Origin of the sequence: Cronobacter dublinensis subsp. dublinensis LMG 23823 (assembly GCF_001277235.1) — a bacterium.
Lineage (GTDB): Bacteria > Pseudomonadota > Gammaproteobacteria > Enterobacterales > Enterobacteriaceae > Cronobacter > Cronobacter dublinensis.
Map to the genome: position 1 here is coordinate 2,440,270 of NZ_CP012266.1, position 13,887 is coordinate 2,454,156.

Below are 13,887 nucleotides of genomic sequence, written 5' to 3' on the forward strand. Positions count from 1 at the left end.
ATCAAAAATCCACTTAACTTCAGAGATCGTCCAGTGTCAGATCCGTTAACCGATATTGTTGCGTTACTCAACCCCAGACCCACGCGTGCGAAACTCGTTGAGGGTGCGGGTCAATGGCGTATTCTGCGCGAATCTGCGGGAGAGGCGTTTTATTGCGCCGTGTTGCAGGGCGAATGTCTGATGAGCATTAACGGTAAAGCGCCCAGGCGGCTGGCGGCCGGGGATTTCATGCTGATCCCTGCCACATACACCTTTGAAAACACCAGTGCGGGCGTCGCCCCTTCCGCTGAGATCTCAATGCCGACCCTCCTTGGCGACGGGCACGTAAGAATTGGCTCAACAGCGGGGCCCGCTGAGCTTCTGATGAATGTGGGTCACTGTGAATTCGACACGCCGGACAAAGCGCTAATCGTCGCGTTACTTCCAAACGAGATCCTGATTAAAGGACAACGCCGTTTCATTACGCTCTTTGAACTCCTGCTTGATGAAAGCCGGACCCGACGGCCAGGGCGGGACGTGGTAATGACGCATCTTTTGCAACTGCTGCTGGTAGAGTCGTTGAGAAGCGATCCAGAGCTCGCGAAAACGGCAGGTATTCTGCGCGGGTTACAACATGACAGGATCGCCACCGCGCTGCATCTTATCCATGAAAAACCCGGCGCGGACTGGCAAATCGCTCACCTCGCCCGCAAGTGCGCGATGTCACGCTCCTCTTTTTTCGCCATCTTCAGCGAAACCGTGGGCATGTCGCCCATGCAATATCTGCTCTTCTGGCGAATGTCGCTGGCCAGAAAAGCCCTGACGAGTAGCCAGGATAACATCGAGCAGATAGCCTTGCGAACCGGCTACCAGTCGGCGAGCGCGTTCAGCGTCGCCTTCACGAAACACGCCGGCATGCCGCCGGGCGAATTTCGCCGCCGGAGCAGAACGGAGCGGCCTGATTCGCCAGCCCTGCATGACGAGCCGCTGCTGACCTGAGGATGGACGCTGCCGGTGACAGCCTGGATTTAACCCGGCCCTTCGCTTGCCGCCGCCAGCAGCGGAACGACCACGTCGCTGACAGGCGCCGCGATCCCCGGCCCGTCAGGAGACGACGGACCGGGGCTGGTTAACAGCGCGACACGCTTAGCGACGCGCGCGGACTACCTGATACTTGCGGGTCAGATACTCCACCGGCGCGCTCCAGACGTGCACCAGGCGGGTAAACGGGAACACCAGGAACAGCGTCATGCCGAGCACCAGATGCACGCGGTAGATAAACGCCACGCCGTCCAGATGTTCCGCCGCGCCGCTGCGGAACGTCACCACGCTCTGCGCCCAGCCCACCAGCTTCATCATCTCGCTACCGTCCATATGCTGCGCGGAGAACGCGATAGTGATAAGCCCCAGCGTACACTGCGCCATCAGCAGCGCCAGGATCAGAATATCGGCACCGGTGGACGTTGCGCGCACGCGCGGGTTGAACAGGCGACGCTTCAGCAGCAGCAGACCGCCGACCAGCGTCATCGCCCCGAAGATGCCGCCTGCGATCATCGCCAGCTGCTGTTTCACGGCGATAGGCAGGAACGATTCATACATCCAGTGCGGTGTCAGCATCCCGAAGAGATGACCGAAGAAAATCCCGAGAATACCGAAATGAAACAGGTTCGAGGCCAGGTTCATCCCTTTACGATCCAGCATCTGACTGGAGGCGGCGCGCCAGGTGTATTGCCCGTAGTCGTAACGCAGCCAGCTACCGACCAGAAAGACCGTACCGGCGATGTACGGGTAGATACTAAAGAAGAACATATTCAGGAAGTGCATTATTGCTGTCCTCCGGCAGTGATATTCAGATATTGCGGCGCCACCGCGCCAGCGAAACGGCGCTGATGCGCGGCGATGTCAGACTCTGCGCAGCCCTGGTCGGCGAAGAATTTCACCTGCTCTTCCTCCCAGACGGCGTCCAGCGCCTGCGGCGTGTCGTCGCGCGCCTCGTCGGCGATGGTCTCGCTCACCCTGCGCGTATCGACCTGCGCCTCAGAGAGCGCTATCAGCAGGTCAAACAGCACGGCATAGCGGCTTTCGCGCTGTTTCAGGCGCGCGCCGAGCAACGCCAGGATCGGCGCGATATCCTGCAGGCCGTTAACGGCTTCCTGCGCGGGTAGCTGCGCCAGATATTCCAGATACAGCGGCAGATGGTCCGGCAGCTCGCGGCTGTCCAGCACCAGACCCGCGCGTTCATATTGCGCCAGCAGATCCACCATCGCCTGGCCGCGATCGCGCGATTCGCCATGCACATGTTCGAACAGCAGCAGCGAGGTGGCACGCCCACGGTCGAACAGCTCGCTGTACGCCGCCTGGGCGTCCAGCAAATCCTCCTGCAACAGATCGCGGATAAAGACGCCCAGATGATGGGCGTTTTGCAGTGACAGCTGTTCCGTGCCGGCCAGCGCGTCAAACAGCTCCTGCTGATGCTGCCACAGGGCAGCATCCGGGTACTCCAGCAGGCGGGAGATCATCAGCAGTTCAGTCATTGGCGCGGCTCCGTTTTCACCGTTACGTCGATAGCGTCGATGCGGCGGCTGTTGAACAGGTTGAATTTGGTGTCCGAACCGTGGCAGCCGTCGCCAAAGCTAAAGCCGCAGCCGTTGCGTTCCGGGAACGCGTCACGCGCCAGTTCGCGATGGCTTGACGGCACCACGAAGCGGTCTTCGTAGTTGGCGATCGCCAGGTAGCGATACATCTCCTGCGCCTGCGCTTCGCTCAGCCCCACCTCTTCCAGCGCGCGGACATCATTCACGCCGTCGACGGTTTCCGCTCGTTTGTAGTGGCGCATCGCCAGCATACGTTTGAGCGCCAGCAGCACCGGCGCGGTATCGCCGGCGGTCAGCAGGTTCGCCAGATATTGCACCGGAATACGCAGGCTCTCGACATCCGGCAGAATGCCGTTGCGGCCAAGCTCGCCCGCGTCGGCGGCGGACTGGATCGGCGACAGGGGCGGCACATACCAGACCATCGGCAGCGTGCGGTATTCCGGGTGCAGCGGGAGCGCCAGCTTCCAGTCCATCGCGAGTTTCCAGACCGGCGACTGCTGCGCGGCGTCAATCACGCTCTGCGGCACGCCGTCTTTCAGCGCCTGTTCAATCACGGCCGGATCGTTCGGGTCGAGGAACACGTCCAGCTGACGCTGATAGAGATCGGTTTCATGCTCGGTGCTCGCTGCCTGCTCGATGGCGTCTGCGTCATAGAGCAGCACGCCCAGGTAACGAATACGGCCTACGCAGGTTTCAGAGCAAACCGTCGGCATCCCCGCTTCGATACGCGGATAACAGAAGATGCACTTCTCTGATTTACCGCTCTTCCAGTTGAAGTAGATTTTTTTGTACGGGCAGCCGGTGATGCACATACGCCAGCCGCGGCATTTGTCCTGGTCGATCAGCACGATGCCGTCTTCTTCACGCTTGTAAATCGCGCCGCTCGGGCAGGTCGCCACGCACGCCGGGTTCAGGCAGTGCTCGCACAGGCGCGGCAGATACATCATGAAGGTGTTTTCGAACTGGCCGTACATCGCCTTCTGCATGTTCTCGAAGTTCTGGTCCTGCGAACGTTTGTCGAACTCGCCGCCCAGGATCTCCTCCCAGTTCGGGCCGGTTTCGATTTTGTTCATCCGCTGACCGGTGATTTTCGAGCGCGGGCGCGCTATCGGCTGATGTTTGCCCTCCGGCGCGTTATGCAGATGCTGATAGTCATAGTCGAACGGTTCGTAGTAATCGTCGATGCCCGGCAGATGCGGGTTGGCGAAGATTTTGCCGAGCAGCATGCCGCGGCCGCCCATGCGCGGTTGCAGCTTGCCGTTGATTTTGCGCACCCAGCCGCCTTTCCACTTCTCCTGGTTTTCCCAGTCGTTCGGGAAGCCGACGCCCGGCTTGCTTTCCACGTTGTTAAACCACGCGTACTCCATGCCTTCGCGGCTGGTCCAGACATTTTTACAGGTCACCGAACAGGTGTGGCAGCCGATGCATTTATCAAGGTTCAGCACCATGCCGACTTGTGAACGAATTTTCATTTTACGCTCTCCTGTTTCTGGTCATTGCCTTCGCCGTCTAACCAGTCAATGTTCTTCATCTTACGTACCACCACGAACTCATCGCGGTTAGAGCCTACAGTGCCGTAGTAGTTAAAACCGTAAGCCAGCTGCGCATAGCCGCCTATCATATGGGTCGGTTTCGGGCTGATGCGGGTAACGGAGTTATGGATACCGCCGCGCTGGCCGGTAATTTCCGAGCCCGGAATATTCACGATGCGCTCCTGGGCGTGATACATCATCGTCATGCCTTCCGGCACGCGCTGGCTCACCACCGCGCGGGCGGTCAGCGCGCCGTTGCTGTTAAACGCTTCGATCCAGTCGTTGTCCTCAATGCCCAGCGCTTTCGCGTCCACCTCGCTCATCCAGACAATCGGGCCGCCACGCGAGAGCGTCAGCATCAGCAGGTTGTCGCTGTAGGTGGAGTGAATGCCCCATTTCTGGTGCGGCGTAATAAAGTTCAGCGCGCGTTCCGGGTTGCCGTTCGATTTCTGCCCCATCACCGCTTTAACGGAACGGGTATCAATCGGCGGACGGTACACCAGCAGGCTTTCGCCGAAGTCGCGCATCCACGGGTGATCCTGATACAGCTGCTGACGACCCGAGAGCGTGCGCCACGGGATCAGCTCATGCACGTTGGTATAACCGGCGTTGTAAGAGACATGTTCATCTTCAAGGCCTGACCAGGTCGGACTGGAGATGATTTTGCGCGGCTGCGCCTGGATATCGCGAAAACGAATCTTCTCTTCTTCTTTGTTGGTCGCCAGATGCGTATGGTCGCGACCGGTGAACTCACTTAGCGCCGCCCAGGCTTTCACCGCCACCTGGCCGTTGGTTTCCGGCGCGAGCGTTAAAATCATCTCGGCGGCGTCAATCGCGGTGTTCAGCATCGGCTGGCCTTTGGCCGGGCCGTCCTGTTTGGTGTAATTGAGCTTACGCAGCAGATCCATTTCGCTCTGGGTATTCCAGGCGATGCCCTTGCCGCCGTTGCCGATGGTATCGAGCAGCGGGCCAATGGAGGTAAAGCGCTCATACGTCGCCGGGTAGTCGCGCTGAACCGCAATGATGTGCGGCGCGGTTTTGCCGGGGATCAGCTCGCACTCGCCTTTTTTCCAGTCCTTCACGTCCAGCGGCTGCGCCAGTTCGGCGGCGGAGTCGTGCTGAATCGGCAGCGTCACCACATCGGTTTCCACACCCAGATGGCCGACGCACAGCTCGGAGAATGTCTTCGCGATGCCTTTGTAGATCTCCCAGTCGCTTTTTGATTCCCAGGCCGGGTCGACGGCGGCGGAAAGCGGATGAATAAACGGATGCATATCCGACGTATTCATGTCGTCTTTCTCATACCAGGTGGCGGTCGGCAGCACGATGTCAGAGTAAAGACAGGTGCTGGAAAGACGGAAGTCCAGCGTCACCACCAGATCCAGCTTGCCGTCGAGGCCGTTGTCCTGCCATTCGATCTCTTCTGGCTTCACGCCGCCCTGCTGGCCCAGATCTTTGCCCTGGATGCCGTTTTCGGTGCCGAGCAGGTATTTGAGCATGTACTCATGCCCTTTACCGGAGGAGCCCAGCAGGTTCGAGCGCCAGACAAACAGGTTACGCGGATGATTTTTACCGTTCTCCGGCTCTTCGGCGGCGAAGCGGATCTCGCCCGATTTCAGCGCGTTAACCGTGTAATCCACCGGGCTCATCCCCGCGGCGTCGGCGGCGGCTTTGATGTGCAGCGGGTTAGTGCCAAGCTGCGGCGCAGACGGCAGCCAGCCCATACGTTCGGCGCGCACGTTGAAGTCAATCAGGTGCCCGCTGTAGCGCGATTTATCCGCCAGCGGCGACAGCAGATCGTCCGTCGTCAGGGACTCATAACGCCACTGGCCGGAATGGTTATAGAAGAACGACGTGCTGTTCATATGGCGCGGCGGACGATTCCAGTCCAGCGCGAAGGCAAGCGGCGTCCAGCCGGTTTGCGGGCGCAGTTTCTCCTGGCCCACATAGTGCGCCCAGCCGCCGCCGCTCTGGCCGACGCAGCCGCAGAACACCAGCATATTGATAAGCCCACGGTAGTTCATATCCATGTGATACCAGTGGTTCAGACCGGCACCGACGATAATCATCGAACGGCCATGCGTCTTATCGGCGTTATCAGCAAACTCGCGGGCGGTGCGGATGATCTGTGCGCGCGGCACGCCGGTGACCTGCTCGGCCCAGGCCGGGGTGTACGCTTTGATGTCGTCATAGCTGGCGGCGCAGTTGGCGTCGCCGAGGCCGCGATCCAGACCGTAGTTGGCGAGCGTCAGGTCATACACGGTCGCGACCAGCGCGGTGCTGCCATCGGCCAGGGTCAGGCGTCGTACGGGCAGCTTATGCAGCAGCACGTTGTCGAGTTTGACGCTGTTGAAATGCTCGCTGCTTTCGCCGCCGAAATACGGGAAGCCGACGTCGGCGATTTCATCCTGGTGGCCGAGCAGGGAAAGACGCAGTTCGGTCTCTTCGCCGCTGGTGCCGTCACGCTGCTCCAGGTTCCATTTACCTTTTTCGCCCCAGCGGAAACCGATGGAGCCGTTCGGCGCCACCATATCGCCGCTGCGGTTATCAAACGCGACGGTTTTCCACTCCGGGTTATTCTCCTGGCCCAGGTTATCGACCAGGTCAGACGCGCGCAGCATGCGGCCTGCGGCATAAAAGCCGTCGCGCGCTTCCAGCATCACCAGCATCGGCATGTCGGTGTAGCGGCGCACGTAGTCGGTGAAATACTGGCTCGGTTTGTCGAGGTGGAATTCGCGCAGCATCACGTGGCCCATCGCCATCGCCATGGCGCTGTCGGTGCCCTGCTTCGGCGCCAGCCACAGATCGCACAGCTTGGCGATTTCGGCGTAGTCCGGGGTAACGGCGACCGTTTTGGTGCCTTTGTAACGTACTTCGGTAAAGAAGTGGGCGTCCGGGGTACGCGTCTGCGGCACGTTGGAGCCCCACGCGATGATATAGCTGGAGTTATACCAGTCGGCGGATTCCGGCACGTCGGTCTGCTCGCCCCAGGTCATCGGCGACGCCGGCGGCAGGTCGCAATACCAGTCGTAGAAGCTCAGGCAGGTGCCGCCAATCAGCGACAGATAGCGCGCGCCGGAGGCGTAAGACACCATCGACATCGCCGGGATCGGCGAGAAGCCCGCGATACGGTCCGGGCCGAAGGTTTTGGCGGTCCAGACGTTAGCCGCCGCAATCAGTTCATTCACTTCCTGCCAGGACGAACGGACAAAGCCGCCGCGTCCGCGGGCTTGTTTGTAACTTTTCGCTTTTTCGCTGTCTTCCATAATGGAAGCCCAGGCATTTACCGGGTCGCTGTGCTGCGCTTTCGCTTCACGCCAGAGTTTGATCAGGCGTTTGCGCATCAGCGGATATTTCAGGCGGTTAGCGCTGTAGAGATACCAGGAGTAGCTCGCCCCACGCGGACAGCCGCGCGGCTCGTGGTTCGGCATATCGGGGCGGGTGCGCGGGTAATCGGTCTGCTGGGTTTCCCAGGTCACGAGACCGTTTTTCACGTAAATCTTCCAGCTGCAGGAACCGGTGCAGTTAACGCCGTGGGTGGAGCGGACAATTTTGTCATGCTGCCAGCGTTGACGGTAACCCTCTTCCCAGTCCCGGTTGGTTTCCAGAAGTTGTCCATGCCCATCGGCAAAGGTTTCGCCTTTCTGTTTGAAATAGCGGAACCTGTCCAGGAATTTACTCATCGGGGGTGTTCTCCTGTGTGGAGCCTGTTGGCTCTCTGGTCAAATCGACATTGGCTCAATTTGCGGGCAAGTTAACGCGCGGGCCGGGCGTCAGAATTGACAACGATCAACACGGTCTGGCTTAGAAAAAAGCCGCCGAAACGTCATTACCCCCAAAGGGTGATGCTGTTATTTTTCTTAACTGTTTGTTATATAAAGTTAATTTTAAAAATCGATGAGAGAGTGACCGCTTTTTGTTACCCGTCGGGTATTAAGGGGTAGTCTGAAAGCGAGTGTGAGCGCCGTCGCGTTTAACCGCCTGTTTTTGCACAGCTGCAGCTCCCCGCTCACTGCGCTCACTGCGCTCACTGCAACCGCTTCGTCTGCCAGTAAATATGTTGTAACTAATATGAGCGTAAAAAAAAGCGCGGCCAGGCCGCGCAAAGGATAACCAAAAGGTTAACCGGTTAGCGTGCTGATTTACGGCCATAGACGGCCCAGGTCAGCACCACGCAAACAATGTAAAACACTAAAAAGACTTTCATCGCGCCCGCCGGCGATCCGGTCAGCGCCAGCGAGGTGCCGAACGCTTTCGGAATGAAGAAGCCGCCGATAGCGCCGATGGCGGAGATAAACCCGAGCGCCGCCGCCGTGTCGGTTGCCGCTTCGCGCATCGCCTGCTCGTCGCTGCCGCCCGCCGCTTTTACGCGGTCCATCGTCAGCTTGCGGAAAATCACGGAAATCATCTGGAAGGTGGAGCCGCTCCCCAGCCCGGCCGTCAGGAACAGCGCCAGGAACACGCCGAAGAACGCCGCGAAGTTCCCGCCAGTGCCGCCGGACGGCAGCGTAACGAACAGCAGCGCGCTAAAGACCGCCATCAGAATGAAGTTCACCAGCGTCACGCGCGTTCCGCCGAGACGGTCGGAAATCGCCCCACCCGCCGAGCGCGCCAGCGCGCCGAGCAACGGCCCGAAGAACGCGAAATGCATGACGTCCACCTGCGGGAACTGGGTCTTTGAGAGCATCGCGAAACCGGCGGAGAAGCCGATAAACGAGCCGAACGTCGCCAGATAAAGCAGGCTCATCATCCACAGGTGGCCGCGTTTCAGCACCGGTAGTTGCTCGCGCAGCGACGCTTTCGACGCCGCAAGATCGTTCATGCCAAACCATGCGGCAAGCGTAAACACGGCCAGGAACGGCACCCACACCCACGCGGCGTTTTCCAGATAGAGGCGCGTGCCGTCGTTCTGGGTGACGCCCTCGCTGCCTAAGGCGGCGAAGATAGAGAGCGAAATCGCAAGCGGCGCCACCAGCTGCATCACGCTGACGCCGAGGTTGCCGAGCCCGCCGTTAATACCGAGCGCCCCGCCCTGTTTCTGTTTCGGGAAGAAAAAGCTGATGTTCGCCATGCTGGAGGCAAAATTCGCTCCGGCAAAGCCGCACAGCAGTGAAATAAAAATAAACGTGCTGAACGGCGTGGCAGGATCCTGCACCGCGAAACCCAGCCAGACGCATGGGATTATCAGAATGCCGGTGCTGAACGCGGTCCAGCGACGGCCGCCAAACACCGGCACCATGAAGGCATACGGCACGCGCAGCAGCGCGCCGGAAACCGACGGCAGCGCGGTCAGCATAAACAGCTGGTCCGTGGTAAAGGCAAAGCCCACTTTATTGAGATTAACCGCCACTGCGCTGAACAACATCCAGACGCAGAAAGCAAGCAGCAAACAAGGCACGGAGATCCACAGGTTGCGACGCGCGGTGCGCTGGCCAAGACGCTGCCAGAACTGGTTATCCTCAGGCCGCCAGTCGGTAATCAACCCGCTTGTGGAACGTGCCGCAGCGGAAGAGTCACTCATAAACACCTCAAACATTAAGGGAATACTGCCGCCACGATAGAGCCTGGCGGCGCGCTTAAGTTGATGTAAATCAATGGACATACGCTCTGTAATTCGCGCAAAAAATCGCCTTACCCCCCTGGGGGTAGACATAAACGGTAAAAAAGGTGTGGTTTTTCAGGCGCAGCGCTGGTTCGCGTTGACGGGATCAACAATGGATGAGGTGAATGGCAATAAAGGAGTAATCCCCTGTGGGTATGGGTATACTCCGGGGGATAACTGAGAATAGGCTCCACGCTTGCCCCGACGCCCTGTTAAGGAGTGCGCATTGCCATGCTGAAACGACTCTTTTCCCCGCTCACCCTCGCCAATCAACTGGCGATGATCGTGCTGCTGCTCGCCTTTCTCGGCATGGGCGGGATGGCGCTGGCGGGGTGGCTGGCGCAGGGGGTTCAGGGCAGCGCGCATGCCATCAACAAAGCCGGGTCGCTGCGTATGCAGAGCTACCGCCTGCTGGCCGCCGTGCCGGTCGGCAATACGCAGACCACGATGTTTTACGATATGGAACGCACCGCCTGGAGCGATGAGCTTGAGCAAGCGGCAGTACGCGACGGCCAGCAGGCCGCGCTGCAATCGATTCAACGTTACTGGCGTCAGCATCTTTCACCTGCGCTGCGCGACGCCCGCTCGCCGCAGGAGGTCAGCGCGCAGGTGGCGCAGTTCGTCGGCCAGATAGACGCGCTGGTCAGCGCGTTCGACAGCTCTACCGAGCGGCGCATCGCGCAGGTGGTAATGCTGCAACGCGGCATGGCGCTGCTGATGGGGCTGCTGCTGCTCTTCACCCTGATGTGGCTGCGCCGTCGTCTGCTGCGCCCGTGGCGTCAGCTGCTCGCCATCGCCCACGCCGTCGCGCATCGCGATTTCAGCCAGCGCGCCAGCGTCTCCGGGCGCGATGAGATGGCGACGCTGGGTCGCGCGCTCAACAGCATGTCCGCCGAACTGGCCGAAAGCTACGCCAGCCTTGAGCAGCGCGTGCAGGAGAAAACCGCCGGGCTGGAGCAGAAAAACCAGATCCTGTCGTTTTTATGGGAGGCGAACCGCCGCCTGCATTCCGATGTCCCGCTGTGCGAACGTCTGGCGCCTGTCCTGACGCGTCTGCAAAGCCTCACGCTGTTGCGCGACATCGCGCTGCGCGTCTATGAAGTGGATGACGAAGAGCACTATCAGGAGTTTGTCTGGCAGCCCGACGAGCGCTGCGACGAAATCGGCTGTCATCTCTGCCCCCGCCAGCTGCCCGCCGAAACCGAAACCGGCACCACGCTCAAGTGGCGTCTTGGCGACGCCCATACCCAGTACGGTCTGCTGCTGGCAACGCTGCCCGCTGGCTGTCACTTAAGCCGCGATCAGCAGCAGCTCATCGACACGCTGATGGAGCAGCTCACCGCCACACTGGCGCTGGAGCGCCAGCAGGAGCGTAAACAGCAGCTGCTGGTGATGGAGGAGCGCGCCGCCATCGCCCGCGAGCTGCACGACTCCATCGCCCAGTCGCTTTCCTGTATGAAAATGCAGGTCAGCTGTCTGCAAATGCAGGGCGAGGCGCTGCCGGAAGAGAGCCGCGCGCTGCTCGGCCAGATCCGCCACGAACTTAACGCCTCCTGGCGTCAGTTGCGCGAGCTGTTGACAACGTTCCGCCTCCAGCTTAACGAGCCGGGGCTGAAAGCCGCGCTGGTGGCGAGCTGTCAGGAATTCAGCGCCCGGCTCGGCTTTCCGGTAGCGCTCAATTATCAGCTGCCGCCGCGCCTGGTGCCGTCGCATCAGGCTATCCATTTGGTGCAAATTGCCCGCGAGGCATTAAACAACGCCTTAAAACACGCAGATGCCAGCGCGATTGATGTCAGCGTGACGCTGCATCAGGGCCAGGTACGCCTCTGCGTCGCCGATAATGGCTGCGGCCTGCCGGAAAACGCCGGGCGCACCAACCATTACGGCCTCATTATTATGCGCGACCGCGCCCAGAGTTTGCGCGGCGACTGTCAGGTACGGCGACGGACAGAAGGCGGCACCGAAGTGGTGGTGACCTTTATTCCCGATGCGCCGTTTTCATCCGTACCCGCTCTTGTAGAAGGAGAAGTTCATGAATAACCCGGAAGCGGCAACCATCCTGCTGATAGACGATCACCCGATGTTGCGCAGCGGCGTTAAGCAGCTGGTCAGCATGGCGCCCGCCATTACGGTAGTCGGCGAGGCCGGAAACGGCGAACAGGGCATCGAAATGGCCGAAGCGCTCGACCCGGATCTGATCCTGCTTGATCTCAATATGCCCGGCATGAACGGCCTCGAAACGCTCGACAAACTGCGCGAAAAAGCGCTCTCGGGCCGCGTGGTGGTCTTTAGCGTCTCCAACCATGAAGAAGATGTGGTGACGGCGCTCAAGCGCGGCGCCGATGGCTATCTGCTCAAAGATATGGAGCCGGAAGATCTGCTCAAGGCGCTGCAACAGGCAGCGGCGGGTGAAATGGTGTTAAGCGAAGCGTTAACGCCGGTGCTGGCGGCGAGCCTGCGCGCCAGCCGCGCGACGTCGGGCCGCGATGTCTCCCAGCTCACGCCGCGCGAGCGCGATATCCTCAAGCTCATCGCCCAGGGCCTGCCGAACAAAATGATCGCCCGCAAGCTCGATATCACCGAAAGCACCGTCAAGGTGCATGTGAAGCATCTGCTGAAGAAAATGAAGCTCAAGTCGCGCGTCGAAGCGGCGGTCTGGGTGCATCAGGAACGTATTTTTTAAGGATCCGGCGTCAGCAGGTCGTAGCGCGGATCGTCCTGCGGGAGCGTCTGCACCGGCGCGGTCAGTTTCAGGGTTATCCAGTTCGACGTTACCCGCTGGCCCTGATCGTCCTCGACGGTGACCGACAGCCGCCAGCTGTTGCTGGCCCCCGGCGTGTTATCCCACGCGGGCATAATCACCGTCCAGCCATCGGCGCTGGTGCCATCAAGCGGCGGCGTCAGGCTCAGCGCCTGGGTATCCCCCTGCCAGGAGAGCTGGCGAATGCCGTGACGGCTGCGCACCTGGAGCTTCAGCGCCACCGTTTCACCCGCGCTGATATCCCAGGGCGGCGTCGCGAGAAACACCGACAGCGTTTTGCGCTGGCGAAACTCCATCACCGGCACGCTGGTGCGCTCCACGCGATCGTAACGACTGCCGCGAAGCGACCGCGACGCCGCCACTTCCCCCGGCGACAGCTGCTTTGTCAGCGGCACGCCGAAACGGTAATTAAGCTTCAGTCCTAAATCGTTCTGGCTCACGCCGCTCTCGCCCTGGCGGTGATGCGCGCTGACGGTCACCAGCGGCACCGGCGTATAGCTCAGCCCCACTTTCACCGCCACCGGGTTATGGTAGCCCGTGCCGCTGTCGAACAGCTCCACCTGGTCGCCGAAATATTGCTCGAAGCTGACGCTGGTGTTGATGTGCTGATAAAACGGCAGGTACGCCTGGGCGGTGACGTCATAGCCGCGTGCCATACGCTGCTCCAGCAATCCGGCGCGGTGTTGCCAGCCGCCGAGCGGTTCATAGTAGTTCGCCGACAGACGCAGGTAATCCCCCCACGCCTCGGCGCCAAGCCCGGCACGCGATAAATTTTCATCAAACAGACGGTCATAAAAGGTGTTATAGCCCAGCCGCCAGTGCCCGGCGGCCCAGCGCTGGCCGATGCCCGCGTTGCCCACCAGCCCGTCGTTTTGCTGACTGACGCCGACCTGGCTCCAGGTGAGATAGCGGTCATTATCCTGCCACGGTGTAAACAGCGAGCCGCTGCTGCCGTTGAAATTCCCCTCTTCATCCACCAGCAGATCTACCGTGGCGCTGCCGTACGGCGACAGCAGGCTTTCGGCCTCGCTGGTAATGGTGTCGCTGACCGCGTCACGCAGGCGGGTAAAGGCGAAGTGGCGCGCCTGCTGGCCTGGCGAGAGCGCGCTGTCGGTCTGGCTCGCCTCGCCGAAGGCTTTCGCCATGCGCGCGAGGTGTTTCTCCGCCGCGTTGGTCTCAGGCGCGAGGCCGAGATCGGGCAGATTATCGCCATTTTCATCGAAGGGATTTTGCGCCTGACGCACGTAGTCGTCGCTCTGGCTGGCCGGATATGCACGGGCCGGCAGCAGGGCGGCGGTAAGCAATGAAGGAAGAACGACTGATAACCACCGCATCACGTATGAAGTTTTCTCTCCTGGACCGGTTTTGCCGGAATTTGTACACATTTATACAGTATACCATACCGCGTTCCCCGCTCCC

9 protein-coding genes are annotated in these 13,887 nt (G+C 60.4%); 3 read left to right on the top strand and 6 right to left on the bottom strand.

Features of this window, described 5'->3' with window-relative positions:
- Positions 1 to 33: 33 nt before the first annotated feature.
- Positions 34 to 978, top strand: coding sequence for an AraC family transcriptional regulator (locus AFK67_RS11110; RefSeq protein ID WP_032966786.1), 945 nt, complete (start codon positions 34 to 36; stop codon positions 976 to 978).
- Between the two features lie 147 nt (positions 979 to 1,125).
- Here the strand turns inward: AFK67_RS11110 and narI are convergent, their stop codons facing one another.
- From narI to AFK67_RS11135, 5 genes are all read right to left on the bottom strand, one after another.
- A complete protein-coding gene (gene narI / locus AFK67_RS11115; protein WP_007715873.1) occupies positions 1,126 to 1,803 on the bottom strand; it encodes a respiratory nitrate reductase subunit gamma in 678 nt (225 codons plus the stop codon).
- Positions 1,803 to 2,513 (bottom strand): nitrate reductase molybdenum cofactor assembly chaperone, encoded by a 711-nt coding sequence (narJ, locus tag AFK67_RS11120; protein ID WP_007715870.1) that lies wholly within the window; start codon positions 2,511 to 2,513, stop codon positions 1,803 to 1,805. The genes narI and narJ overlap by 1 nt, the downstream gene beginning before the upstream one ends.
- Positions 2,510 to 4,045, bottom strand: coding sequence for a nitrate reductase subunit beta (narH, locus tag AFK67_RS11125; protein ID WP_007715866.1), 1,536 nt, complete (start codon positions 4,043 to 4,045; stop codon positions 2,510 to 2,512). The genes narJ and narH overlap by 4 nt, the downstream gene beginning before the upstream one ends.
- Entirely contained in the window at positions 4,042 to 7,788 is a 3,747-nt protein-coding gene (locus AFK67_RS11130) for a nitrate reductase subunit alpha (protein WP_038883467.1), read from the bottom strand. Before AFK67_RS11130 ends, narH begins: the two co-directional genes overlap by 4 nt.
- 446 nt (positions 7,789 to 8,234) lie before the next feature.
- Positions 8,235 to 9,626 carry a NarK family nitrate/nitrite MFS transporter gene (locus AFK67_RS11135; protein WP_085958819.1) on the bottom strand — a complete coding sequence of 464 codons (1,392 nt, stop codon included), beginning with the start codon at positions 9,624 to 9,626 and terminating at the stop codon, positions 8,235 to 8,237.
- 312 nt (positions 9,627 to 9,938) lie between these two features.
- On the opposite strand from AFK67_RS11135, the gene narX reads away from it, so the two are divergent.
- Entirely contained in the window at positions 9,939 to 11,747 is a 1,809-nt protein-coding gene (narX, locus tag AFK67_RS11140; protein ID WP_007715859.1) for a nitrate/nitrite two-component system sensor histidine kinase NarX, read from the top strand.
- Positions 11,740 to 12,390 (top strand): two-component system response regulator NarL, encoded by a 651-nt coding sequence (gene narL / locus AFK67_RS11145; RefSeq protein WP_007715850.1) that lies wholly within the window; start codon positions 11,740 to 11,742, stop codon positions 12,388 to 12,390. The genes narX and narL overlap by 8 nt, the downstream gene beginning before the upstream one ends.
- Here narL and AFK67_RS11150 read toward each other — a convergent pair.
- Complete coding sequence (locus AFK67_RS11150; protein WP_134792909.1) at positions 12,387 to 13,802, bottom strand: YchO/YchP family invasin; 1,416 nt, start codon at positions 13,800 to 13,802, stop codon at positions 12,387 to 12,389. The two genes, narL and AFK67_RS11150, sit on opposite strands and share 4 nt — an antisense overlap.
- Positions 13,803 to 13,887 lie beyond the last annotated feature (85 nt).

Coding starts and splice junctions, on each gene's coding strand:
- narI (WP_007715873.1), bottom strand. CDS start 1,803: ATGCACTTCCTGAATATGTTCTTCTTTAGTATCTACCCGTACATCGCC.
- narJ (WP_007715870.1), bottom strand. CDS start 2,513: ATGACTGAACTGCTGATGATCTCCCGCCTGCTGGAGTACCCGGATGCT.
- narH (WP_007715866.1), bottom strand. CDS start 4,045: ATGAAAATTCGTTCACAAGTCGGCATGGTGCTGAACCTTGATAAATGC.
- AFK67_RS11130 (WP_038883467.1), bottom strand. CDS start 7,788: ATGAGTAAATTCCTGGACAGGTTCCGCTATTTCAAACAGAAAGGCGAA.
- AFK67_RS11135 (WP_085958819.1), bottom strand. CDS start 9,626: ATGAGTGACTCTTCCGCTGCGGCACGTTCCACAAGCGGGTTGATTACC.
- narX (WP_007715859.1), top strand. CDS start 9,939: ATGCTGAAACGACTCTTTTCCCCGCTCACCCTCGCCAATCAACTGGCG.
- narL (WP_007715850.1), top strand. CDS start 11,740: ATGAATAACCCGGAAGCGGCAACCATCCTGCTGATAGACGATCACCCG.
- AFK67_RS11150 (WP_134792909.1), bottom strand. CDS start 13,802: ATGCGGTGGTTATCAGTCGTTCTTCCTTCATTGCTTACCGCCGCCCTG.